The organism is Pseudomonas putida (assembly GCF_050989985.1).
GTDB lineage: Bacteria > Pseudomonadota > Gammaproteobacteria > Pseudomonadales > Pseudomonadaceae > Aquipseudomonas > Aquipseudomonas putida_AI.
On sequence record NZ_CP158815.1, the window covers coordinates 670,857 to 694,487 of the forward strand.

Consider the following 23,631-nt stretch of genomic DNA (forward strand, 5'->3'; position numbering starts at 1 on the left):
CGATGCGAGTCTTTGGCCTGCTGGCGCTGATGCTGGCGGGGCAAGCCTTGGCGCTCGAAACACCGGCGCTGGATGTGCAGCAATCGCAGATCTTCCGCGCCTGGTTCGTGCGCATCGCCCAGGAGCAGCTGAGCCAGGGCCCGAGCCCGCGCTGGTATCAGCAGGATTGCGCCGGGCTGGTGCGTTTCGCTGCCAACGAGGCACTGAAAGTCCACGACGGCAAATGGCTGCGCAGCAATGGCCTGTCCAACCGCTACCTGCCACCTGAGCTGCAATTGAGCGATGCCCAGCGCGGTCTCGCCCAGCAATGGCAACAGGGCGGCGGCAAGGTCGGGCCGTACGTCAACGCCATCAAATTGATCCAGTTCAACAGTCATCTGGTCGGCCGTGACGTGGCCCAGGCCCGACCCGGTGACCTGATGTTTTTCGATCAGGGCGATGACCAGCACCTGATGATCTGGATGGGTCGCTACATCGCCTATCACACCGGCACCACCACCCCCACTGACAACGGCATGCGTTCGGCAAGCCTGCAACAACTCATGACATGGAAGGACACCCGATGGATACCCGATGCAGCCAACCCCAACTTCATCGGCGTCTATCGACTGAATTTTCTCTCCCAATGATCGGTGCCCGCATGCTGCGTTTTCTGCCTCTGCTGTTGCTTCTGGCGCTGCCGTTTTCCGCTAGCCGGGCTGAAGACACGGTCGAGCCGAGCGGCTACACCCCGGTGGCCGGGGAAAGTTTTTTTCTGCTGGCCGACAGCAGTTTCGCCAGCGACGAACAGGCGATGGTGCGCCTTGAAGCCCCCGGCCGCGACTATCGCCGGTTCCGCATGGAGCCCTACGGCGGCGCGGACATCCGCGTGTATCGCATCGACAAGCCGCTGGATTTCCTCAAGCGCCAGAAGAACCTGCACCGCGTGGTCAGCGATGGCCAGTTCAAGGGCGAGGGCCTGTCGAACACCCTGGCGTACCTGTGGGACAACTGGTACCGCAAATCCCGTCGGGTGATGCAGCGGGCGTTTTCCTACGAGTCGCGTAAACAAGTCACCGAAGAAGTGCCGGAACTGAAGATGGGCAACGCCATGGCCGCGCCAACGCCCTACGACGCGCAACCCCAATTCGCACTGATTCCCGGTTTGCCGGTGGTCAGCCAGTTCCGCTATCCGCTGTGGGAAGCCAAGCCGATCCAGCCACCGCCAGGGGTGAACCTGGCCGGGTCTTCCAGCGAATTCGTCAGCGTCGCGCCGGGCAACGTCTACATTCCGTTGGGCCAGTTGAAGCCGGGCCTTTATCTGGTGGAAGCGCTGATCGGCAAGTACCGCGCGACCACCATGGTCTTCGTCTCCAACACCGTGGCGGTGAGCAAGATTGCCGGTGATGAATTGCTGGTGTGGGCCGCGCGCAAACACGAAGGCAGTTCTGTGCCCAAGGTCGATGTGCTGTGGACCGATGGCCTGGGTGTGATGAGCAGTGGCGCCACCGATGCCGACGGATTGCTGCGGCTCAAACACGTCAGCCCCGAGCGTTCGTTCGTGATCGGCGAGGACGAGGAGGGTGGGGTTTTCGTCTCGGAAAACTTCTACTACGACAGCGAAATCTACGACACCAAACTCTATGCCTTCACCGACCGCCCGCTGTATCGGCCGGGGGATTGGGTGTCGCTGAAAATCGTCGGTCGCGAGTTCAAGAATGCGCGAGATTCGGTGCAACCTGCCGCCGCTGATGTCAGCGTGACCGTGCTGGATGCGACCGGTACAGCGTTGCAAAGCCTGGACTTGAAACTCGATTCCAAGGCCGGCACTCAAGGGCGTTTCCAGTTGCCGGACAATGCGGTGGCCGGTGGTTATGAGCTGCGTTTCAACTACAAGGATCAAACCTACAGCAGCGCCTTCCGCGTGGCCGAATACATCAAGCCGCACTTCGAGATTTCGCTGAACCTGGCCAAGCAGGATTACCGTACCGGCGAGCCGGTGAAAGGCAATCTTGTATTGCTGTACCCGGACGGCAAGCCGGTGGCCAACGCCAAACTCAGCCTGAGCCTGCGGGCCCAGCAGCTGTCGATGGTCGACAACGAGTTGCAGTACCTGGGGCAATTTCCGGTGGAGCTGACCAGCACCGAATTGACCACCGACGCCAAGGGCAACGCCACCCTCGATCTGCCAGCCGCCGAGAAACCGAGTCGCTACATGCTCACTGTGTTTGCCAGCGATGGCGCGGCGTATCGGGTCAAGACCACCAAGGAAATCCTCATCGATCGCGGTGCGGCGAATTTCCGCTTGAGCGCGCCACAGCGTTTCAGCGCGGTGGGGGACAAGGTTGCGTTCAGCTATGCCAATGAAAGCGAGCAAGCCGCAACGGTGGTGCCGAGCAGCTACGGCTGGGTGCGCCTGGAAGACCAGAGCACCGGCGAAGGCAAACTGGCGCCGACCGATAAAGGTTTTGCGCTGGCTTTCGAGCGGCCAGGCACTTACAACCTGACGCTCCGGGATGACCACGGCCGGACCCTCGGCGCGGCCGGGCATTCCGTCACCGGTGATGGTGTCAAAGCCGTGCCCGGCACGGTGGAAATCGTCCTCGACAAACCCGAGTACAAGGCGGGCGATGAAGCGCTGGCGTTGATCACCTTCCCCGAGCCGGTCAGCGATGCCTTGCTGTCGCTGGAGCGTGACAAGGTCGAGGCCACTGCGCTGCTGTCCAAAGGCGGCGACTGGCTGAAAATGGAGAAACTCAGCGACACCCAATACCGCGCCCGCATCCCGGTGAAGGACAGCTTCACGCCGAACCTGACGTTCTCGGTCCTGTACACCAAGGGCGGCCAATACAGTTTCCAGAACGCCGGGATCAAGGTGGTTACTCCGCAGATCGACGTCGCCATCGCCACCGACAAGGACACCTATCAACCCGGTGACACCGTCACCGTGGACCTGATCACGCAGTTCGCCGGCAAGCCGGTCCCGGCGCATCTGACGGTCAGCGTGGTTGACGAAATGGTCTATGCGCTGCAACCGGAAGTGGCGCCGACCATCGACCAGTTCTTCTACCACCCAAGGCGCAACAACGTGCGCACCAGCGCCAGCCTGTCGTTCATCAGTTATGACGTCGCGCTGCCGGGCAGCCCCGGTGCGCCGGGCAAGGCCAACCGCAGTGAGCGCGGGGTGAAGGTGCTGGAGCGACCGCGTCGCGAAGACGTCGACACCGCCGCCTGGCAACCGGAGCTGCTCACCGATGCCAATGGCAAGACCCGTTTCACCTTCAAGATGCCGGACTCCCTGACCCGCTGGCGCATCACCGCCCGGGCCATCGCCGATGACGGCGCAGTAGGGCAGAAGAAGCAGTTCCTGCGTTCGGAAAAACCGCTGTACCTGAAGTGGAGCGGGCCGAGCAAATTCCGCGCGGGGGACAAGCCGGATCTGGGCGTGTTTGCCTTCAGTCAATCCGAGAGTCCGGTCAAGGCAGAACTGGTGACCCACTACGCCGGTGCCGAGCAGCGCATTCCTGTCACGCTCAACAGCGGCATCAACTACATCCCGCTGCCGCCATTTGTCCTGGCTTCTGGCGAGTGGGCCGCCGAACTGCAGCAGGACGGCAAAACCGCGGATGCCCTGGCCGTGCGCCTGACCGCAACCGGCGAGGGCTGGCAGGTCACCCAGAGTCAAAGCCTGGACGTGGCCACTGGTGACACACCGCTGACCTTGCCGGCAGATGCCACGGACATCCGCCTGCGCCTTGATGACAGTCCGCAGGCGCTGTTCCGCTTGGCACTGGATGACTTGCTGAGCTACCCGTACGGCGGCGTCGAACAGACCGCCAGCCGTTTGCTGCCGCTGAGCATTGCTTACCCGACCCTGTCGGCGAACCCGCAGATTCGCGATCGCCTGCGTCTGATCATGCAGAACAGCCGCCTGCGCCTGGTGCAGATGGCCGGGCCGTCGGCGAGTTTTACCTGGTGGGGCATGGACGGCGAGCCGGATGCGTTCCTCACCGCCTACGCCTATTACGCCGACTGGCACGCCAGCCAGGTGCTGGAGTTGAGCCTGCCGCCGGAGCATTGGCAACGGGTGCTGGAGGTCTACGCCAAGCAGGCGAAAAACACACCGTTGTTGCAACGCGCGTTGATCCTGTCGTTCTCCCGGCAGATGCAGTTGCCGGTGAACACACTGCTTAGTGGTTTGATGGACGATCTGGCGCAAGCGGGCGAGGGCAGTGCCGCGAACATGCTGGAGACCGGGGACGACAGCCTGGTGATGGGCGATCCGGATTCGGCCCTCGGTCTGGCCGCTGCGCGAGTGTTGACCGCTTCCCTGGCGCGTCAGGCCAAGGTGACTGTGCCGGATGCTTTCAGTCGGCAATTGGCCGGCGCGCAACAGCGCCTGGCGGTCAGCTCCCATCCGTTTGCCGAGGCGTTGAACCTGTCGCTGCAGCCTTTCGATCAGGCCCGCGCGACGGCATTGCTGCAACGGCTGCTGCCGCAACAATCGACGCTGGAACGTGCATTGGCACTGACCTGGTTGCAACGCAGCATCGAGCAGGCCTCGCCGACGATCGCACTGGCGCCGGGTGAGGGCTGGAAGAAAAAATACGGAGATAGCGGTGAGATGTATTGGACCTGGCAGGGTGCTTCGCCGGTGCCGGCGGTGCTGTCGCTGACCGGCACGCAAGAGCGCCCGCTGCGGGCCGCGCTGAGTTTCCAGACCCGCCAGCCGCCGGTTGACCCGATGGCCGTCACCATCACCCGTCGCCTGTCGCGACTGGTGCCGGGCGAAGAGGCCTTCACCTTCAAACTTCAGCCGGTCGGCACCACGCCGCTGTCCAGCGACAGCCTGTACTTGGACGAAGTGATCCTCACCAGCAAGGCCGCCAAACCCCTGCGCTATGGCCTGCTCGAAGTGCCGTTGCCACCGGGCGCCGATGTCGAGCGCACCACTTGGGGTATCAAGCTGATGGGCAAGCCCGGAACGGAACCCTCGGCGCTGGAAAAGGCTCGTTTCGAACCGGGACAACTGGCCTATGCGGTGCCCGTGGATGCGCTGAGCGGTGAATTGCGTTTGCGGCATCTGGTGCGCTTCTCGCAGAAGGGCCAGTTCAACCTGCCGCCGGTGCGATTCACTCAGGTGTATGCGCCACAGCATCAGGCCCAGGAGCAGAAACCGGCGCTCGGTCAGGTGACGGTTCACTGACATGCTCCGCACTCTGGTCGGCTGGTTCCTGTGCTCGATGACTGCGTTGGCAATGGCGCAGGGCGAGCCGCTGCACCTGGCGTTCAAGGGCGAGTTGCTGTCCCTGAGCCAGACACAGCTGCTGTCCCGCGAACCCTTGTCGGACACTTTGCAAACGCCGCTGGGCAGTGTGTGGAAGCTGTTCGTCTATGCCTGGCTGGTGGATACCGGGGCGCGCGAGCCGGCCTATGAGTGTCGCGGGCAGTCGAAAGAGGAAGTGTATTGCTGTAGCGCGGGCGGCAAGGTCGAGCGCGATCAGGCGTTGGTGAAGTCCTGCGGGCTGTATTTCGAGCCGGCGCGCCTGGGGATTTCCGCTGCGCACTGGCGAGACTATTGGCAAGCGCGACAGGCACCGCAGTGGTTGCTGGACTTGCCGTCGTTGCAGCCGGCGACACGGGTGCCGGTGGCGGAGCTGATACAGATGTTGGCGGCGATGCCGGCACAGGATCAGGCGCGGCGCGTGCTGCTCGATGTGGTCTTGAGCGCTGCTGACGGCAACGTCGTGGGTGAGCTCGGCAGCCGGCTGCGGGTGAAAACCTGGAGCTGGCTGGGGGATCAGGACGCGGCATCGCGTCAGGGCGGCTTCGCGGGCTGGACCGCAGACGGCACGCCGATCTGGGCCGGTGGACGCGGGACCAGTCAGCGGGTACTGCGTGATTACGCAACGGCGCTGGCGGCGGTCGTGCCTGTTCAATGGCCGGTGGATGCGGGACGTTGTGTCGAAGTCAGCCTGTTCTCCCGCTATCCGCTCAAGCGCGTGCTGGCGGGCAACCGCGAAGTGGCTGCGGGGCCGTTGCATGGTGACTATCGGGTGGAATTCGCCAACGGTAACCAGCTCGATATCCACAGTGACGGTGAATTGTTTCTGGTCAAGGACAAGCTCGTCGCCCGCCTGGATCGCGAAGAGTACGTTGCCCGCGTACTGCAACGCGAAGCCACCCCCGAGCCCGTCGAAGCAGCCAAAGCCCTGGCCGTGGCGATCCGCACCTATCTGCTGCAAAACGCCACGCGCAACGGTGAATGCCTGAGCATCGACGACAGCAGCCAGCGCCAGCGTGTCGCTCCGCGCCCGGCCAGCATTGACGCGCGGGATGTCGCTGCCTGGACCAGTGATCTGGTGCTGGCCGGCAGCAGCGTCACCTACCACTCCGATCAACCCGGCCCGGACAAGCTGTCCTGGCAGCAAGCCGTCGAGCAGGCCAATGCCGGCCAACGCTACGACGCCATCCTGTTGCACGCCTACCCGCGCGCCAGCCTGAGCCGCTGGGACAATCCGGTGGCCTCCTGCGAAGCCTTGCCCGCCGCACAGGACTGGCTGCAAAAACAGCGTCGAGGCTGGCGTTCCCGTCTCGAAAGCGAAGCCGGTTACAACGAAGTCAGCACCTTCGCCGTTTGCCGCCTGGCGTTCGGCCGGCCCTATGTCGATCGCGAGCGCCAGCGCATCTACGTGCGAGGCGTGCTGTCGCTGCAGGACCGTCTCGACCTGACCCACGAATACCTGCACCTGGCATTTGAAGCCCACCCAAATGGCCAGGATGAAACCTACATCGAAGGCCTCGCCCGCCACCTTTTGCTGGAATAGCCCATGACACTTCGTTTTCCACAGGTCTTGCTGTTGCTCTGCGCGTTCACGGCGTTATCGCCGGCGATGGCCGAAAACGGCGTCAAACTCGACAGCCCGATCGGCGGCTGGCGCACCGGCGCACCCGAAGGCGAGGGCGAAAACTTCCGCCAGACGGTCAACTACCCGGCTTCCTCGGTCAACACCCCGGCCGGCCAGGCCAACACCGCCCGCATCAACGGCCAGATCAAGGCCACGCCCAAGAGCAACGATCCAGGCCGACTGATCGTCAACGGCGTCAGCATGCCCCTGAAAATCGACCCCGCCGGCCGCTTTGATCGCCCGTTCTCCTTCCCCAATGGCAGCAACAGCGTCGAAGTCCGCAGCCCCGATGGCTTACAACGCCACCGCACGCAATTCCTGAATGCCAGCGGTGGAGCAACCCCCGCCAAGCTTCGGGTGTTGCTGGCCTGGGACAGCGACGGCACCGACCTGGATCTGCACCTCATCACTCCCGACGGCGCGCACATCTGGTACGGCGACCGCATCGCCCCCAACGGCGCGGCCCTCGACGTCGACGTCACCACCGGCTACGGCCCGGAAATCTTCGCCATGCCCGCGCCGATCAAGGGACAGTATCTGGTGTATGTGAACTATTTCGGGGGCGGGTATCGCAGTGATGAAGAGGGGCAGGAGGATGCAGTTCAGCCGCTGACTACGGCGCAGGTAACGGTGATTACCGAGGAGGGGACGCCGAGCGAGAAGATGGAAACGTTTCTGGTGCCGATGCGGGCGGTGGGGGAGCTGACGTTGGTTAAGGGGTTTAGTTATCCGTGAGGGGGCTGGACGATGACGTGTTTTTTTCAGGCATTAAAAAGCCGGCTTGTGGCCGGCTTCTTGGGGACTGGCTTGGTTCATTTTTGGTAAACCTCGCCAGCCTTTAAAACGTACATCCGGATCTTGCGTCCGGCTGTGGGACTCGGCGAGAAAGTCATCTGCCTTGTCGGTGCGATCAGAGCCGCCTGGCGGGTCGATGCGCAAATGTGGGGCGCATCATACTGATTTTTTGAGGGAATTCCCAGTTTGACGTGTGGTTCGGATCCATGTGGTAGCCGACACAGGCTGCGTCGGCGACTACAAGCATCCCGAGATCTACAGGAACGGCACCTCCGGTCTGCGTTTGTTCAGCGTCGACCACCAGAACACCCAACCCAACACCCTGATGTTTTGTTCTTCGATCTGTGCGGCCCTGAAGATCTCGTCCGGGTACTGTTCGCGATTATGGCTGCGTAATCGCAGCGCATTCCCCGGCATTCGGTGCAGGTATTTGATTCGCAGCATGCCGTCATGCTCGATGGCGTAGATCTCGCCATCGACAATCTGGGTCAGGCCGCGGTCGATGGCCAGGATTGAGCCGTCTTCGATACGTTCGGCCATGCTGTTGCCGATCATGCGGGCGCAGATGGCGTCGGCGTGGTTGATTTCCAGCGAGTCGAGGTGGCTGCGGGGCAGCCGGACGGATTGGCCTGGGTCTTCGATGACGTGGGTTTTGCCGGAGCCGGGGGCTGTGGCGGTTTCCTTGAAGAGGGGGAGATCGATGTCGGTGGGCTCGATGACCGTGTAGACGCCGCGAATGGCCTGGGCATCGAAGGTATTGCCGGCTTCGTCGTGCAGGCGCAGGTGTCGGGCGTCTTTGGGGCCTTCGCCGGTTTTCAGCCATTCACTGTTGATGGACAGCTTTCTGGCGACTTCTTCCATGTAGTGAGCGGGTACACCGCGGGTGTACCAGTTATGGACATTTTGCGGGGCCGTGTTCAAAAACTCGGCAAACCCTGTTGTCGTGATGTTCGCTATCCCAAGGAGCGCTTTGAATCGGGGGCCGCTAGTGTTCTTTTTCATGAACGCGAGTCTACTGGCGAGGCCTGGGCCTTTGAATAAACGCGGCGTTCAAATTTCGAGGGAAATTTAAGACTGGATGTAAGACGTGCTTGAGGAATTTTAAACAGAAAATCACTGATGCAAGCTGTCTTAAACAGAGTGTTTAACGGACCTTTTCCAATGCCCACAAAAAACCCCGGATCACCGGGGTTTTTCTTGAAGCTCGCAGCTCAAGGCTGGCAGCTGCTCTTAGCCTTTATAGGCCGCAACCGACTTGGTGATCGCAGCACGGGCGGCGTCTGCGCCGTCCCAGCCTTCGATCTTCACCCATTTGCCTTTCTCGAGATCCTTGTAGTTCGCGAAGAAGTGCTCGATCTGCTGGATCAGCAGTGGTGGCAGGTCGGTGTATTCCTTCACGTCGACGTACAGCTGGGACAGCTTGTCGTGTGGGACTGCAATGACTTTGGCATCGCCGCCGCCATCGTCGGTCATGTTCAGGATGCCGACTGGACGAGCGCGGATCACGGAGCCTGGAGCAACCGGGTAAGGGGTCACGACCAGCACGTCGAGGGGATCACCGTCGTCAGCCAGGGTGTTCGGGATGTAACCGTAGTTGGCCGGGTAGAACATTGGGGTGGCCATGAAACGGTCAACGAACAGGCAATCGCTGTCTTTGTCGATTTCGTATTTGATCGGCGCGTGGTTGGCCGGAATCTCGATCGCGACGTAGATGTCGTTCGGCAGGTCTTTGCCAGCCGGAATCTTGCTGTAGCTCATTGGGCGATGCCCCCGTAGTTGACCAAAAAGTGGCGGCGATTATAGGCATATTCCCGTGTCGACGCCATGTACCAGAAGTCGTGTAGACCTTAGTCGTGGGCCCGGTAGACCGGATCTTCAGCCAGAAGTTGCCGAAGGCGGGCCAGCGGGTCCTGTCGATAGAACAGTTTCAGCTGTTCATACACCTGTGGATAAGCCTCGTGCAGCAAATCCGGGGCGCTGAAGAAGTATTCGCTGGTGACGGCAAAGAACTCGGCTGGATTCTCCGCTGCATAGGGGTCGATGGCGGTCTCGGCGTCCGGATTGCGCTCCAGTTGCCGGTCGAGATCGTCATAGGCCTCTTGCATGACCCTGGCCCAGTCGCTGACCCGCATGTCGGCGTGCAGCGGTGGCAAACCGTTGGCATTGCCGTTGAGCATGTCGAGCTTGTGCGCCAGTTCATGGATCACCAGGTTGTAGCCTTCCCAGCCGCCACTGGCCATCACGCCAGGCCAGGCAAGGATGATCGGACCCTGCTGCCAGGCTTCGCCACTGTGTTCGGCGTCCCATTCGTGTTCGACGCCGCTGGCGTCACGATGGCGCTGGGGGCTGAGGAAGTCGTCGGGGTAGAGAATGATTTCGTGAAAGCCCTGATACCAGTTCAGATCGCCCAGGTGCAGCAAAGGCAGTTGCGCCTGGGCGGCGAGCAGCAGGCGTTGTTCCTGATGCAGTTCGACACCGGGCAGGGCGGTCAGGTGTTTATCTTCCAGAAACAGGACGCAGGCTTCGCGCAGCCATCGGTCCTCGGCGGCGCTGATGCCATCAAGAAAGCTCAGGTGCTGGCGTACCCGTTGCCACGTATCGTCGGCAATCGGGTATTTGGCCAGGGTGCGCCGGCGTCGCCAGGTGCTAAGCGACCACATGTCGAATCAATGTGTTTCGGCTTTGGAGTTCGAACCACCGAAGCGGTTGCGCAGCACGCCGATGATCATCGGGACCAGCGACAACAGAATGATGCCGACCACCAGCAGGGACAGGTTGGACTTGATGAACGGTACATTGCCGAAGAAGTAGCCGAGGGTGACCAGGCCGCCGACCCAGAGGATGGTGCCCAGCACGCTGAAGGCGAAGAATCGCGGATAAGGCATTTTCCCCACGCCGGCGACGAAGGGTGCAAAGGTGCGGATGATGGGCAGGAAGCGCGCCAGGGTCACGGTTTTGCCGCCATGCTTGTCATAGAAATCGTGGGTTTGTTGCAGGTAGTCGCGACGGAAGATCTTCGAATTCGGATTGCTGAACAGTTTTTCACCCGCCGTTCGTCCGATGATGTAGTTGGTGCTGTCGCCCAGAATCGCCGCGAGCATCAGCAAGCCTCCCAGCAGCACCGGGTCCATGCCGCCGCCGGCAGCTACGGCGCCGGCGATGAACAGCAGGGAGTCACCCGGCAGGAAAGGCATTACCACCAGGCCGGTTTCACAGAAAATCACCATAAACAGGATGGCGTAGATCCATGCCCCGTAGTTGGATACGAGCATGTCGAGGTAGACGTCGAGATGCAGGACGATATCGATCGGGTTGAAATCCATGGAAAGCACCTGTGGTAACGACCCGACTCAGCAGGCCTGTGCGGATGACTTCGCGTAAGGCCTACAGTCAGATGTAGTTTTTCTTACAAGTCGGAAAGGTCGGCATTATACGATTTGAAAAGTGAAAAGAGCGTCGAGATTGTAGCGGGGGATGTCGGTGGGATAGTTGGCAGTCTGATGACAATTAATAACCCTGTCGATGCCGTGACCCTGTAGGAGCGAGCTTGCTCGCGATGGACAACAAAACACCGCGGGGTGTCAGGCAGCCAGCGTTATCGTTGACGACCATCGCGAGCAAGCTCGCTCCTGCATGGGGCGGGTGAAGCGCTACAGCTTGTCGCTGATCGGCAGCACGTAGTTCTTGAACTCGGTGTCTTCCTTGAACCCGATGGATTCATAGGTTTTCTGCGCGACTGCGTTGTTGCTGCTGGTGGAAACGCGCATACGCACGGCGTTGGTTTCCTTGGCCATTTTCTTCGCGGTACGAATCAGATGATCGGCCACCAACTGGCGACGGGCGTCCTCGGCGACGTAAATGTCGTTGAGGATCCAGACACGCTTGAGCGAAAGCGAAGAGAAGCTTGGGTACAACTGACAGAAACCCATCAGTTTGTTGTCGTCATCATCGGACAGGGCCAGGTAGATGACCGATTCCTTACGGCGCAGGCGTTTCTCGAGGAAAGCCCGGGACGAGTCCGGATACGGCAGGGAACCATAAAACTCGCGATATTTGACGAACAACGGGGTCAGCAGATCCAGGTGTTCGAGGGTCGCTTGAATAATCCGCATGGTAGGTCTCGTCTTCAAGTGGCTGTCTTGCGTGCTTGGACGGCGACGGGGAACTCTGGAGGCCGTGGATCCGATCCTGCCTCAAACTGGAACGAAAGTGCAACGCGCAAGCGGCTCAGGCCTGCGGCGAGCTGAGCAGGAAATTGCCTTTCATGTCCGAGCCCGAATCCTCCTCCAGCGTGTGAATCTGCGCTTCGTCCTTCAGATTGACTCCCGACAGCTGCCGACGACAGGCTTCGCGCATCAAATACAGCAGACGGTGTGCCGCCATGCCGTAACTCAATCCCTCAAGGCGCACGTTAGAGATGCAGTTGCGGTAGGCGTCCGTCAGGCCGACCCTGGGATTGTAGGTGAAATACAAACCCAGGCTGTCTGGAGAGCTGAGGCCAGGGCGTTCGCCAATCAGGATCACCGTCATTCGGGCGCCCAGCAGTTCGCCGATTTCATCTGCGACGGCGACGCGGCCCTGTTCCACCAGGACAATCGGGGCGACGCTCCAGTTTTCAGCACGGATGTGCTCTTCCATGCGCGCCAGAAATGGCAGGGTATGCCGGTGAACCGCCAATGCTGACAACCCATCGGCCACCACTATGACCAGATCGACGCCGCCCGGGTGGGCCGAAGCGTAATCGCGCAGGACCTGGGCGGAGTCGGTACTCAACTTGCGCCCCAGATCGGGGCGTTGCAGATAACTGTTTCGATCTGGCGCTGCACTGTGCAGCAACAGGCTGTCCTGCCCGCGTTCAGCCAGTTGCGAGCGCAGACTTGCGTGGTCGAACGGCAAATGCACCGCATCCCGTGCCTGGGCATGGGCGTATTGAAAATCCAGCTGTGCGCGGGTCGGCATGCTGGTACCGGTGCGGCCCAGGGCAATTCGTGCCGGCGTCAGGCGCCGCAGTTCCTGCCAGGGGTTGTGCGGATCGAAGGGTAGTTTTTCCATATCAACACTCATCCCAATTGCGCCAGGGCGTGGCGAAAGGCCGGTGGCAGGCTGTTGCCGAACAGTACCTTGCCGTCCGCCTGGGTAAAAATGCCCATTTTTGCCAGCCACGCCTCGAATTCCGGTGCCGGCTTGAGCCCCAGGGTCTGCCGGGCGTAAAGCGCGTCGTGGAAAGACGTCGTCTGGTAGTTGAGCATGATGTCGTCGGAACCGGGGATGCCCATGATGAAGTTGATCCCGGCCACGCCCAACAGGGTCAGCAGGGTGTCCATGTCATCCTGGTCGGCTTCGGCATGGTTGGTGTAACAGATGTCGCAGCCCATCGGCACGCCCAGCAGCTTGCCGCAGAAGTGGTCTTCGAGGCCGGCGCGGATGATTTGTTTGCCGTTGTAGAGGTATTCCGGGCCGATGAATCCTACGACGGTATTCACCAGAAACGGGTTGAAATGTCGTGCTACCGCGTAGGCCCGGGTTTCACAGGTCTGTTGATCGATGCCATGGTGGGCGTTGGCCGACAGGGCGCTGCCCTGACCGGTTTCGAAATACATCAGATTCTGCCCGAGCGTGCCGCGATTGAGGCTTAAGCCCGCGTCGTAACCTTCCTTGAGCACGTTCAGATTGATGCCGAAGCTGGCATTGGCCGCCTCGGTGCCGGCAATCGACTGGAAGACCAGATCCAGGGGCACGCCGCGATTCACGGCTTCGATGGAGGTGGTGACGTGAGTCAGCACGCAGGCCTGAGTGGGAATCTCGTAGCGCTGGATGATTGCGTCGAGCATTTCCAGCATGGCGCAGATCGAGGCGATGCTGTCGGTGGCCGGATTGATGCCGATCATGGCATCGCCATTGCCGTGCAGCAGGCCGTCGAGAATGCTCGCGGCGATACCGGCCGGTTCGTCGGTCGGGTGATTCGGTTGCAGGCGGGTGGACAGGCGTCCGCGCAGGCCGAGGGTGCCGCGAAATTGTGTGATCACGCGGATTTTCTGCGCCACCAGGACCAGATCCTGCACGCGCATGATTTTCGAGACGGCGGCTGCCATCTCCGGGGTCAGGCCGGGAGCGAGCGCACGTAGGGTCTGCTCATCGGCTGCATCGCTGAGCAGCCAGTCGCGGAAGCCGCCGACGGTGAGGTGGCTGACGACGGCAAAAGCCTGCCTGTCGTGGGTGTCGATGATCAGCCGGGTGACTTCATCGGCTTCATAAGGAATCAGCACTTCCTGAAGGAAGTGGCTCAGCGGAATGTCGGCCAGCGCCATCTGCGCGGCCACGCGCTCGCCATCATTGAGGGCGGCGACACCGGCCAGAAAGTCCCCGGAACGCGCCGGACTGGCCTTGGCCATCACTTCCTTGAGGCTTTCGAAGCGATAGGTCTGGGCGCCGACGGAATGGGCGAATACGGCCATGGGCTGGTGTCCTCCTGATATTGGATGTTGAACTTCGGATGCAAGGCCCGAGCCAGAGCGTTCAGGCAATGTGCATGTCAGGACGCCATCGCGGGCAAGCCCGCTCCCACAAAGTTATGGGTCAGCCATCAAAAATGGAATCATCCGATAACCCTGTGGGAGCGAGCCTGCTCGCGATGGCCGATCTAGGGCGACACGGAGATATCCGTGCCGCCCCGATCCTTAGAAGAAGCCCAGCGGATTGATGTCGTAGCTCACCAGCAGGTTTTTGGTCTGCTGATAGTGATCGAGCATCATTTTGTGGGTTTCACGGCCGACGCCGGACTTCTTGTAACCGCCGAACGCGGCGTGCGCCGGGTAGAGGTGGTAGCAGTTGGTCCACACGCGACCGGCCTTGATGGCGCGGCCCATGCGATAGGCGCGGTTGATGTCGCGGGTCCAGAGGCCGGCGCCCAGGCCGAACTCGGTATCGTTGGCGATGGCCAGGGCTTCGGCTTCGTCCTTGAAGGTGGTGATGCTCACCACCGGGCCAAAGATTTCTTCCTGGAACACGCGCATTTTGTTGGTGCCCTTGAGCAGGGTCGGCTGGATGTAATAGCCGGTTGCCAGGTTGCCCTCGAGTTTTTCCACCTTGCCGCCGGTCAGCAGCTCGGCGCCTTCACCCTTAGCGATTTCCAGGTACGACAGGATCTTGTCGAATTGCTGTTCGGACGCCTGGGCGCCGACCATGGTGTCGGTGTCGAGCGGGTCGCCGCGTTTGATCTGCAGGACCTTCTTCATCACCACTTGCATGAATTCGTCGTAGATCGATTCCTGAACCAGTGCACGGGAAGGGCAGGTGCAGACTTCGCCCTGGTTGAAGAACGCCAGCACCAGGCCTTCGGCGGCCTTCTCGATGAAGGTCGGTTCTGCCTGCATGATGTCTTCGAAGAAGATGTTCGGCGATTTGCCACCCAGCTCCACGGTGGACGGAATGATGTTTTCCGCCGCGCATTTCATGATGTGCGAGCCGACCGGGGTCGAGCCGGTGAAGGCGATCTTGGCGATGCGCTTGCTGGTGGCCAGGGCTTCACCGGCTTCTTTGCCGAAGCCTTGCACGACGTTCAGCACGCCCGGTGGCAGCAGGTCGCCGATCAGTTCGACCAGCACGCTGATGCCCAGCGGGGTTTGCTCGGCCGGCTTGAGCACCACGCAGTTACCGGCAGCCAGGGCCGGAGCGAGTTTCCAGGCGGCCATCAGGATCGGGAAGTTCCACGGAATGATCTGCCCAACCACCCCCAGTGGTTCATGGATGTGGTAGGCCACGGTGTTGCCGTCGATTTCGGCAGCGCTGCCTTCCTGGGCGCGCAGGCAACCGGCGAAGTAGCGGAAGTGGTCGGCGGCCAGCGGGATGTCGGCGTTGAGGGTTTCGCGAACGGCCTTGCCGTTGTCCCAGCTTTCGGTGAGCGCCAGGGTTTCCAGGTTCTGTTCGATGCGATCAGCGATTTTCAGCAGGATCAGGGAGCGCGCCTGGACGGACGTGGCGCCCCAGGCATCAGCCGCCGCATGGGCAGCATCCAGGGCCTTGTCGATGTCTTCGGCCGTGGAACGGGGGAATTCGGCAATCGGTTGGCCATTCACTGGCGAGGTATTGGTGAAGTACTGACCTTTGACAGGCGCGACGAACTCGCCGCCGATGTAGTTACCGTATTTGGCCTTGAACGAAACGATAGCGCCTTCAGTACCGGGGTGAGCGTAACGCATGATGTATCTCTCCTTGCTTTTGTGCTTATAGGGAGGACGCGCATGTGCGCTGCATTAAGCGTAGAGCAAAGGTCGGGCCACCGCCTCGCAGGTCAGGCAAATCAAGGCCTTGCGTGATTTTTGTCGGACCAGCGGGCGGCTTCCGTGACGCTTTCGGTACAGCCGCCGTGACAGTTTGTACCGTTTATGGCACAGCCTGTGACCGGGCAGTCTTGCCAGTGTTGCAATGCGCACTGGCCTGGAGGATGCTCAGGCCTACCCAACCCGGCTGGGAGAACAATAAGAAATGCACGACAACCATTTGAGTCGCCATGCCCGTCAGGTCTTGACCGTTGCCCAGGGCAAGACCCATTTGCACGGCCCCGGCAGCGACCCTTCCATCGCCCGCTCCTGGTTGCGTTGTCTTGAGGACTATCATCTCGATCCGGCCCTGACCATGGCACCCACCGTGCTGGAGCATGGCCGCGTCCTCGAAAGCCGCGAACGCCTGCAGCAGGTGCTGCACATTGCCGGCAATGAAATGACCAGCCTGCACCAGCAGCTTTCCGGTTCCGGGCATGCAGTGCTGTTGACCGATGCCCGGGGCGTGATCCTCAACTGCGTTACCGCGCCCACCGAGCGGAAAATTTTCGAGCGCGCCGGGCTGTGGCTCGGTGCCGACTGGAGTGAGGCCTGCGAAGGCACCAATGGCATCGGCACCTGCCTGGTGGAGCGCCAGGCACTGACGATTCATCGAGACGAACATTTCCGTGGACGTCATACCGGCCTGACCTGCTCGGCGAGCCCGGTGTTCGATCCCCATGGCGAACTGCTGGCGGTGCTCGACGTGTCCTCGGCGCGACACGACGTATCGCGCCAGAGCCAGTTCCATACCATGGCCCTGGTCAATCTTTCGGCGAAGATGATCGAGAGCTGCTACTTCCTGCGTTATTTCGAAAACCAATGGCTTCTGCGTTTTCATCTGCAAGCCGAGTCCGTGGGGCTGTTCAGCGAAGGCCTACTGGCGTTCGACGGCGAAGGGCGCATCTGTGCGGTCAACCAGAGTGCGTTGAACCTGTTGGGGCATGCCCGCGGTGGCTTGCAGGGCCAACCGGTGGAGGCTTTTTTCGACTGCGGGCTGGATGAGTTGCTCGGTCGCGCCAGCCTTGATGCCAGTGCCAGTTGGCCACTGCGTACCCGCGACGGGCGGCGATTGTTCGCGGCCTTGCGCGGGCAGCCGCGGCGCGTGCCGGTGCCTTTGGTGCCGGGCCCGATCGTTGAGGAGCGCTCGCAGCTGTCGGGTATTTGCTTGGGCGACGCTGCGTTGCAGACGGATTTCCGCAAGGCCCTGCGTGTGTACGAACGGGATGTACCGCTGCTGATCAACGGAGAAACCGGCTCGGGCAAGGAAGCGTTCGCCAAGGCTGTGCATCAAGCCAGCCAGCGCGCCGACAAAGCCTTTGTTGCCCTTAACTGCGCGGCCATTCCCGAAAGCCTGATCGAAAGTGAGTTGTTCGGCTATCGCGGCGGCAGTTTCACCGGTGCGCGCAAGGAAGGCATGCGCGGCAAGTTGCAGCAGGCCGATGGCGGCACCCTGTTCCTCGATGAGATCGGCGACATGCCCCTGGCGTTGCAGACGCGACTGTTAAGGGTGCTGGAAGATCGCCAAGTGGTGCCCATCGGTGGTGAGCCGCAGGTAATCAATGTGCGAATCATCAGTGCCACGCACCGCAATCTGCTGGAACGGGTCGAGGAGGGCAGTTTTCGCGAAGACCTGTATTACCGGCTCAATGGCCTGGAAGTCGCGCTGCCGGCGCTGCGTGAGCGCAGTGACAAATCGCAACTGCTGGATTTTTTGCTCACCGAAGAGGCGCGCGGAGAAACCGTGCTGATCGACGAACCGGCGCGCCAGGCCTTGCTGGCCTTCGCCTGGCCGGGCAACGTTCGCCAATTGCGCAATGTGTTGCGCACCCTGGCGGCGTTGTGCGACGGCGGGCGGATCGGTCTGGAGGATTTGCCGGCGATGATCCGTCAGGCACGGCCGCCGGTTGTGCAACCCGTTGACGTTGAGGGGTCCGAACGCCCGCTGGACGATGCCGAGCGATTGGCGTTATTGAATGCGCTGGAGCACACGCGTTGGCATATGACGCATACGGCGCAACAGCTGGGTGTCAGCCGCAACACCCTTTATCGCAAGCTTCGTAAGCACGGGATAGCCCGTTAGACCATCGCGAGCAGGCTCGCTCCTACAGAGGCTTGGCTGTCCTTGTGGGAGCGAGCCTGCTCGCGATGGCGTCCCTGGATCAGAAACACAAGGTGCGAACTTCCCCTCCCTAAGCTAACCTGCGGCCATGTTTTACGAGGTCGACTATGCACATTCATATTCTTGGTATCTGCGGCACTTTCATGGGTTCGATGGCGGTTCTGGCCAAAGAGCTGGGCCATCACGTGACGGGCTCCGATGCCAACGTCTACCCGCCGATGAGCACTCAGCTCGAGGCCCAGGGCATTGAGCTGACCCAGGGCTATGACCCGGCGCAGCTCGATCCGGCACCCGACCTGGTGGTGATCGGCAACGCCATGTCCCGCGGCAATCCGGCGGTGGAATATGTGCTGAACAAAGGCCTGCCCTATGTCTCCGGCCCGCAATGGCTGGCCGATCATGTCCTGCAAGGGCGTTGGGTACTGGCCGTGGCCGGTACTCATGGCAAGACCACCACCAGCAGCATGCTTGCCTGGGTGCTGGAGCACGCCGGCATGAGCCCGGGCTTCCTGATCGGCGGCGTGCCGCAGAACTTCTCGGTATCGGCACGACTGGGCGGTACGCCGTTTTTCGTGATCGAAGCCGACGAGTACGACAGTGCGTTTTTCGACAAGCGTTCCAAGTTCGTTCACTACCGTCCGCGCACGGCGATCCTGAACAACCTGGAGTTCGATCATGCCGATATCTTCCCCGATCTGCCGGCTATCGAGCGGCAATTCCACCATCTGGTGCGGACCATCCCCAGCGAAGGCCTGGTGATTCACCCGACCACCGAGCCGGCGCTGCAACGCGTCATCGAAATGGGCTGCTGGACACCGGTACAAACCACCGGCGCCGGTGGTCAGTGGCAGGTGAAGTTGCTCAGCGAGGACGGTTCGGCCTTCGAAGTAATGTTTGAAGGGGTATCCCAGGGCGTGGTCGAGTGGGACATGACCGGTCAGCACAACGTCGCCAACGCCCTGGCCACCCTGGCAGCGGCGCGCCATGTCGGTGTGGTGCCCGCCATGGGTATCGCGGCATTGAGCGCATTCAAAAGCGTGAAGCGCCGCATGGAGAAAGTCGCGGAGGTGCATGGCATCACCATCTATGACGATTTCGCTCACCACCCGACCGCCATCGCCACCACCCTCGACGGCCTGCGCAAGCGCATTGGCGATGCGCCGTTGATCGCGATTATCGAGCCGCGCTCCAACTCCATGAAACTCGGCGCGCACCGTGACGGTTTGCCGGAAAGCGTGGTCGATGCCGACCAGGTGATCTGGTATGCGCCGCCCAACCTCGGCTGGGACCTGGCAGGCACTGCTGCGCTGTGCACCGTGCCGTCGATTGTCAGCGATTCGCTCGAAGGCATCATCGAGCGGGTGAAAAGCCAGGCACAACCCGGCACGCACGTGGTGATCATGAGCAATGGCGGCTTCGGCGGCCTGCACGGCAAACTCGCTGAGGCGCTGAAATGAACAACGGCCCGGACCGCATCACGCTGGCAATGACGGGGGCTTCCGGCGCCCAGTACGGCTTGCGTCTGCTCGATTGCCTGGTGCGTGACGACCGCGAAGTGCACTTTCTGATTTCCAAGGCAGCGCAGCTGGTGATGGCCACCGAAACCGATGTCACGCTGCCGGCCAAACCGCAAATGATGCAGGCGTTCCTCACCGAATACACCGGTGCGGCTGCCGGGCAAATTCGGGTGTATGGCAAGGAAGACTGGATGTCGCCGGTGGCCTCTGGCTCCGGCGCACCGGCGGCGATGGTGGTGGTGCCGTGTTCCACGGGGACCCTGTCGGCGATTGCGACCGGTGCCTGCAACAACCTGATCGAACGGGCTGCCGACGTCACCCTCAAGGAGCGGCGCCAGTTGATTCTGGTGCCCCGCGAGGCGCCGTACTCGAGCATTCATCTGGAGCACATGCTCAAGTTGTCGAACATGGGGGTGACGATCCTGCCGGCATCGCCGGGTTTCTACCACCAGCCGCAAACCATCGATGACCTGATCGATTTTGTCGTGGCGCGCATTCTCAACCTGCTGAACATTCCCCAGGACATGCTGCCGCGTTGGGGCGAGCACCATATGAGCAGCGATGAATAAACTTCTGATTCTGGTGCTGGCACTGCAGTTGGCTGGCTGCGCCACTGCGCGGACCCTGGATGCCGCCAAACCGGGCGCACCGGTGGTGTATGCCGGGACGCGACTGGACCTGTATGCAATGAATGGCGGCTGCTGTGCGAAGGATCGTTTCGGCGCCGAAGCACCGAGCTATCCGGGTGTCGATCTGCCGGCCAGTGCGTTGCTCGACACCTTGTTGCTGCCGTTGTCGCTGCTGACGGTGCTGGGCGTGAACTTCCAGGCGACGGGTGGGATGTAAAAGAAAAAGATCGCAGCCTTCGGCAGCTCCTACAGTGGGTACGCATTCCAACTGTAGGAGCTGCCGAAGGGTGCGATCTTTTGACTTACTTGCCCAGTTTCCTCAACTCATCCGATTCCACAATCCGCACCCCATCCTGCTCCTCCAGCGCCAGGCGCCACATGGCGCGGGCCAGTTGGCAGGCTTCGATGCCGTGGTACTTGCCGGGTATCAGTCGTGAAAGGGGGCCGGCGACTTTCTCCCCCAGTCGTGGTTCGAGTCGTTCTCCCAGCAGCAGCGAGGGGCGGCAAATGGTCAGCTGTGGCCAGTCCTGCGCCCGCAACGCGTATTCCATCTCGCCCTTGACTCGGTTGTAGAGAATCGAGGATCGGCGATCGGCCCCCAATGCACTGATCACAATCAGATGCCTCGCGCCCATCTCCCTGGCACGCTTGGCAAACGCCACGACCATGTCCAGATCCACCGCGCGAAACGCCTGTTCCGAGCCCGCCTGCTTGATGGTAGTACCCAGGCAGCAGTAGGCGATATCGACGCGGCCGCTCAACTGCGGCAGGAACATCGCTGGGTCGCCCACCGGGTTTTCCAAGTGCGGATGCCTGGCCAGTGGCCGGCGTGAGGGGGCCAGTACCCGCGTAATCGTTGGCTCATTGAGCAAGCGATCGAGCAAGTGTTCACCGGTCAGGCCGGTGGCTCCGGCAAGCAATACGTGCTGAGGCGTCAAGTACATAGTGTTTCTCCCTTGATACTCTTCAGCTTAGTTGGTCTTTGCGTCCTTGCTGTCAATCGAGACACTTTGCAGGGCTTTGCGTGCTTGCTGCTTGCGTAGCAACTGCCAGTGCGACAGCACGGTTTTAGGCGCCCAGATCTGCGGTTCAGAGGCCTCGTAGCCATCGGCCAGCTCACGCTCGGCAACCGTCGCTTTGGCCCGTTTGAAGGCTTGCTCCAGGTCGTCGGTCTGGTTCAATGCCTGGGCGAACAGGGCGTCGCCGAAGTAGGTGAAATTGGCTTCTTCGGAGCAGCCGAAGGACACTCGGTCGGCCCGCGATGCGGTCATGATCAGGGTGCGTTCGTCCTTGAGGGCGGGAATGAAACCGCCGGAATAGCAGGCCGAAATCACAATAATCTTGTCGCGGTTTTTCAGCGGGGCGAGCACCGTTGCCAGTTCATCGGCCGGCAGGTCGGCCAGCTCCATGCGCGGCTGGTCGAGCACCAGTTCATGCTCACTGGTGCCGTGGCTGGACAGGTAGATGAAAATCAAGTCTTCCGGGCCGCTGCGTTCGGCCAGGGTCAGCGCCGCACGGCGCAGATTTTCCCGGGTGGCCATCGGCCGGTCGCCGAGATGATCGCGATGGTTCACCAGGCGGATCTGGCCAAAGGCGCCGAAGCGGCTGGTGAGCATGTTGGCGACGTAGTCGGATTCGCGCAGGAACACGCTCTGCTTGCCGTCGCCGCCGAGGGTCAGGCTGTATAGCTCGACTGCCGGAGTCGAGGCTGGCACGTTTCCTAGCGCGTCTTCAAGCAGGCGACCCTGGGCCAGCAGGCCGAGTTCGAGGCTGTCAGGCAACAACTTGCCTTCGGCGTCACGCACCCTTTGACCATTGACCCACATGCCGCTGAGCACGGAGCCATCCGTCAGCACCAGGGTGCCGCGACCGGAGTAGGTGTCGCTGTCGAATTGGCCGATGTAGAAGCTGCCGTCGGCGAGGTTCAGGCGGCCCTGGCCACTGAAGCGCCAATCGTTGAAGTGGCCGATGTAATGACTGCCATCGGCGCCGATCAGCTCGCCCTTGCCGTTGAGCGAACCTTCCTTGAATTGGCCGAGCCAGACATCGCCGTCAGCGTTTTCGTAGCGGCCCTTGCCGTTCAGTTGATTGTTCTTGAAACTGCCGACATAGATGTCGCCGTCAGCGCTGTTGAATGTTCCGTTGCCTTCCAGCTGGCCGTCGACGAAGTGCCCGGTGAACTGATTGCCATTGCCGTCACCGCGCTGGCCTTCGCCATTGGGCTTGCCGTGGGCGAACTGGCCCTGATAGGCGCTTCCGTCTTCGAGCTCTAGGCGCCCGAGGCCTGAGTACTGGTCGGCCTTGAACTCGCCCCGGTAGGTCATGCCGTTTTCTTTGAGGGTGCCTTCACCGTCGCGTCGACCGAGCTTGAAGCCGCCGTTGTAGCTGCTGCCATTGGTGGTGAGGCTGCCCTGGCCATCGAACAGGCCCTGATTGAACTTCCCGCGGTAGACCTCGCCGTTGCTGCCGTGCCATTCGCCCTGGCCATGCCATTGGCCCTTGTCGAACTCGCCGGCGTACCAGCTGCCGTTGGGGTAGTCGATGCGGCCCTGGCCTTGCAACAATCCATCGACCAGATCACCACGATAGCGACCGCCGTCCGGCAGGCGGGCATCAGGGGGTAACGGTGATTCACCGTCGCCGCATGCGGTGAGCATCAGGGTCAAGGCAAGGAGTGCAAGTGAGCGCATAGCGGGTTCCGGGCAATTAGGCGACCGAGTATGCCGCAGCTATGTGTCGTTATACAGCCGGTATATATAGCGGCGGGCGCGAAACAGCAGGTGCTGCTTCGCATCCGGGAAGGTTTACACGAAGCAGAGCGACAAAGGTTCGGCGATGTACGCTGGCTTGTCCGAGCCTTCGATTTCCAGGGTGGTGGTGGCCTTGAGCAGCCATTGACCAGGTTTTTTCTCGGTCACTTCAGTCAGGTCGACCTTCAGGCGCACTTTCGAGTTGACCTTGACGGGCTGAATGAAGCGCACGCTGTCCAGGCCGTAATTGACCACCATCTTCAGGCCTTCAGGAACGACGAGGATGTCCTCCATCAGTTTCGGAATCAGCGACAGCGACAGGAAGCCGTGGGCGATGGTGCCGCCAAAGGGTGTTTGCGCGGCCTTGACCGGATCGACGTGGATGAACTGATAGTCCCCTGTGGCTTCGGCGAACAGGTTGATGCGCTCCTGATCGATCGTGAGCCATTCGGAACGTCCAAGTTCCTTGCCGACATAATCTTTGAGCTCTGCAACTGGAACAAAGGGCATTGAGACTCTCCTTGGGTTCATCGGTTTTTATGGTTTTGAGCCGTGGGAATTTGGACCCCCGGCTTACCACTGTAGATCAACATTGTTAATTCCTGTGGTCAAC

Annotated in this window: 19 protein-coding genes; 8 read left to right on the forward strand and 11 right to left on the reverse strand. The window is 61.3% G+C overall.

The window, feature by feature from the left end; genetic code table 11:
- Nucleotides 1–2 precede the first annotated feature (2 nt).
- From ABTV29_RS03220 to ABTV29_RS03235, 4 genes are read left to right on the forward strand one after another with little or no spacing between them, the layout of a single operon-like run.
- On the forward strand, nt 3–629 hold the full coding sequence (locus tag ABTV29_RS03220) for a DUF1175 domain-containing protein (protein ID WP_433771725.1): 627 nt from the start codon (nt 3–5) through the stop codon (nt 627–629).
- On the forward strand, nt 626–5,185 hold the full coding sequence (locus ABTV29_RS03225) for an alpha-2-macroglobulin family protein (protein ID WP_433768803.1): 4,560 nt from the start codon (nt 626–628) through the stop codon (nt 5,183–5,185). Before ABTV29_RS03220 ends, ABTV29_RS03225 begins: the two co-directional genes overlap by 4 nt.
- 1 nt (nt 5,186) lies before the next feature.
- Nucleotides 5,187–6,806: a DUF2300 domain-containing protein gene (locus tag ABTV29_RS03230; protein ID WP_433768804.1), complete on the forward strand. Its 1,620-nt coding sequence runs from the start codon at nt 5,187–5,189 to the stop codon at nt 6,804–6,806.
- A gap of 3 nt (nt 6,807–6,809) precedes the next feature.
- On the forward strand, nt 6,810–7,622 hold the full coding sequence (locus tag ABTV29_RS03235; RefSeq protein ID WP_433768806.1) for a YfaP family protein: 813 nt from the start codon (nt 6,810–6,812) through the stop codon (nt 7,620–7,622).
- A gap of 315 nt (nt 7,623–7,937) precedes the next feature.
- Here the strand turns inward: ABTV29_RS03235 and ABTV29_RS03240 are convergent, their stop codons facing one another.
- The 8 genes from ABTV29_RS03240 to exaC form a co-directional block, all read right to left on the reverse strand.
- On the reverse strand, nt 7,938–8,684 hold the full coding sequence (locus ABTV29_RS03240) for a LexA family transcriptional regulator (RefSeq protein ID WP_433768807.1): 747 nt from the start codon (nt 8,682–8,684) through the stop codon (nt 7,938–7,940).
- A gap of 228 nt (nt 8,685–8,912) precedes the next feature.
- Nucleotides 8,913–9,440 carry an inorganic diphosphatase gene (gene ppa, locus ABTV29_RS03245; protein ID WP_003228599.1) on the reverse strand — a complete coding sequence of 176 codons (528 nt, stop codon included), beginning with the start codon at nt 9,438–9,440 and terminating at the stop codon, nt 8,913–8,915.
- Nucleotides 9,441–9,529: 89 nt separating this feature from the next.
- On the reverse strand, nt 9,530–10,342 hold the full coding sequence (locus tag ABTV29_RS03250; RefSeq protein WP_433768808.1) for a zinc-dependent peptidase: 813 nt from the start codon (nt 10,340–10,342) through the stop codon (nt 9,530–9,532).
- A 6-nt stretch (nt 10,343–10,348) separates the two neighbouring features.
- Entirely contained in the window at nt 10,349–11,005 is a 657-nt protein-coding gene (locus ABTV29_RS03255) for a DedA family protein (RefSeq protein ID WP_433768809.1), read from the reverse strand.
- 327 nt (nt 11,006–11,332) lie between these two features.
- The gene (locus tag ABTV29_RS03260; protein ID WP_433768810.1) at nt 11,333–11,794 is read right to left on the reverse strand and encodes a GNAT family N-acetyltransferase; all 462 of its coding nucleotides are present in this window, start codon (nt 11,792–11,794) and stop codon (nt 11,333–11,335) included.
- Nucleotides 11,795–11,909: 115 nt separating this feature from the next.
- On the reverse strand, nt 11,910–12,734 hold the full coding sequence (gene eutC / locus ABTV29_RS03265) for an ethanolamine ammonia-lyase subunit EutC (RefSeq protein ID WP_433768811.1): 825 nt from the start codon (nt 12,732–12,734) through the stop codon (nt 11,910–11,912).
- An 8-nt stretch (nt 12,735–12,742) separates the two neighbouring features.
- A complete protein-coding gene (locus ABTV29_RS03270; protein WP_433768812.1) occupies nt 12,743–14,137 on the reverse strand; it encodes an ethanolamine ammonia-lyase subunit EutB in 1,395 nt (464 codons plus the stop codon).
- Nucleotides 14,138–14,359: 222 nt separating this feature from the next.
- The gene (exaC, locus tag ABTV29_RS03275; RefSeq protein ID WP_433768813.1) at nt 14,360–15,880 is read right to left on the reverse strand and encodes an acetaldehyde dehydrogenase ExaC; all 1,521 of its coding nucleotides are present in this window, start codon (nt 15,878–15,880) and stop codon (nt 14,360–14,362) included.
- Nucleotides 15,881–16,166: 286 nt separating this feature from the next.
- Between exaC and ABTV29_RS03280 the strand changes: the two genes are divergently transcribed.
- The 4 genes from ABTV29_RS03280 to ABTV29_RS03295 all read left to right on the forward strand — a co-directional run bounded on the left by ABTV29_RS03280 (nt 16,167) and on the right by ABTV29_RS03295 (nt 20,485).
- Complete coding sequence (locus ABTV29_RS03280) at nt 16,167–18,083, forward strand: sigma-54-dependent Fis family transcriptional regulator (RefSeq protein WP_433768814.1); 1,917 nt, start codon at nt 16,167–16,169, stop codon at nt 18,081–18,083.
- A 146-nt stretch (nt 18,084–18,229) separates the two neighbouring features.
- Nucleotides 18,230–19,579, forward strand: a complete 1,350-nt coding sequence (gene mpl / locus ABTV29_RS03285) for a UDP-N-acetylmuramate:L-alanyl-gamma-D-glutamyl-meso-diaminopimelate ligase (protein ID WP_433768815.1) — start codon at nt 18,230–18,232, stop codon at nt 19,577–19,579.
- Nucleotides 19,576–20,208, forward strand: a complete 633-nt coding sequence (gene ubiX, locus ABTV29_RS03290; RefSeq protein WP_175377152.1) for a flavin prenyltransferase UbiX — start codon at nt 19,576–19,578, stop codon at nt 20,206–20,208. The genes mpl and ubiX overlap by 4 nt, the downstream gene beginning before the upstream one ends.
- A complete protein-coding gene (locus ABTV29_RS03295; protein WP_433768816.1) occupies nt 20,201–20,485 on the forward strand; it encodes a YceK/YidQ family lipoprotein in 285 nt (94 codons plus the stop codon). The genes ubiX and ABTV29_RS03295 overlap by 8 nt, the downstream gene beginning before the upstream one ends.
- A gap of 85 nt (nt 20,486–20,570) precedes the next feature.
- Here ABTV29_RS03295 and ABTV29_RS03300 read toward each other — a convergent pair whose 3' ends face one another.
- The 3 genes from ABTV29_RS03300 to ABTV29_RS03310 form a co-directional block, all read right to left on the reverse strand.
- A complete protein-coding gene (locus ABTV29_RS03300) occupies nt 20,571–21,212 on the reverse strand; it encodes an oxidoreductase (RefSeq protein WP_433768817.1) in 642 nt (213 codons plus the stop codon).
- Nucleotides 21,213–21,239: 27 nt separating this feature from the next.
- A complete protein-coding gene (locus ABTV29_RS03305) occupies nt 21,240–22,958 on the reverse strand; it encodes a C13 family peptidase (protein WP_433768818.1) in 1,719 nt (572 codons plus the stop codon).
- A gap of 114 nt (nt 22,959–23,072) precedes the next feature.
- Nucleotides 23,073–23,528: a MaoC family dehydratase gene (locus ABTV29_RS03310; protein ID WP_224539560.1), complete on the reverse strand. Its 456-nt coding sequence runs from the start codon at nt 23,526–23,528 to the stop codon at nt 23,073–23,075.
- Nucleotides 23,529–23,631 lie beyond the last annotated feature (103 nt).

Bases quoted from the DNA above. Each gene is read 5' to 3' on its own strand.
- ABTV29_RS03220 (WP_433771725.1), top strand. From the start codon at position 3: ATGCGAGTCTTTGGCCTGCTGGCGCTGATGCTGGCGGGGCAAGCCTTG.
- ABTV29_RS03225 (WP_433768803.1), top strand. From the start codon at position 626: ATGATCGGTGCCCGCATGCTGCGTTTTCTGCCTCTGCTGTTGCTTCTG.
- ABTV29_RS03230 (WP_433768804.1), top strand. From the start codon at position 5,187: ATGCTCCGCACTCTGGTCGGCTGGTTCCTGTGCTCGATGACTGCGTTG.
- ABTV29_RS03235 (WP_433768806.1), top strand. From the start codon at position 6,810: ATGACACTTCGTTTTCCACAGGTCTTGCTGTTGCTCTGCGCGTTCACG.
- ABTV29_RS03240 (WP_433768807.1), bottom strand. From the start codon at position 8,684: ATGAAAAAGAACACTAGCGGCCCCCGATTCAAAGCGCTCCTTGGGATA.
- ppa (WP_003228599.1), bottom strand. From the start codon at position 9,440: ATGAGCTACAGCAAGATTCCGGCTGGCAAAGACCTGCCGAACGACATC.
- ABTV29_RS03250 (WP_433768808.1), bottom strand. From the start codon at position 10,342: ATGTGGTCGCTTAGCACCTGGCGACGCCGGCGCACCCTGGCCAAATAC.
- ABTV29_RS03255 (WP_433768809.1), bottom strand. From the start codon at position 11,005: ATGGATTTCAACCCGATCGATATCGTCCTGCATCTCGACGTCTACCTC.
- ABTV29_RS03260 (WP_433768810.1), bottom strand. From the start codon at position 11,794: ATGCGGATTATTCAAGCGACCCTCGAACACCTGGATCTGCTGACCCCG.
- eutC (WP_433768811.1), bottom strand. From the start codon at position 12,734: ATGGAAAAACTACCCTTCGATCCGCACAACCCCTGGCAGGAACTGCGG.
- ABTV29_RS03270 (WP_433768812.1), bottom strand. From the start codon at position 14,137: ATGGCCGTATTCGCCCATTCCGTCGGCGCCCAGACCTATCGCTTCGAA.
- exaC (WP_433768813.1), bottom strand. From the start codon at position 15,880: ATGCGTTACGCTCACCCCGGTACTGAAGGCGCTATCGTTTCGTTCAAG.
- ABTV29_RS03280 (WP_433768814.1), top strand. From the start codon at position 16,167: ATGCACGACAACCATTTGAGTCGCCATGCCCGTCAGGTCTTGACCGTT.
- mpl (WP_433768815.1), top strand. From the start codon at position 18,230: ATGCACATTCATATTCTTGGTATCTGCGGCACTTTCATGGGTTCGATG.
- ubiX (WP_175377152.1), top strand. From the start codon at position 19,576: ATGAACAACGGCCCGGACCGCATCACGCTGGCAATGACGGGGGCTTCC.
- ABTV29_RS03295 (WP_433768816.1), top strand. From the start codon at position 20,201: ATGAATAAACTTCTGATTCTGGTGCTGGCACTGCAGTTGGCTGGCTGC.
- ABTV29_RS03300 (WP_433768817.1), bottom strand. From the start codon at position 21,212: ATGTACTTGACGCCTCAGCACGTATTGCTTGCCGGAGCCACCGGCCTG.
- ABTV29_RS03305 (WP_433768818.1), bottom strand. From the start codon at position 22,958: ATGCGCTCACTTGCACTCCTTGCCTTGACCCTGATGCTCACCGCATGC.
- ABTV29_RS03310 (WP_224539560.1), bottom strand. From the start codon at position 23,528: ATGCCCTTTGTTCCAGTTGCAGAGCTCAAAGATTATGTCGGCAAGGAA.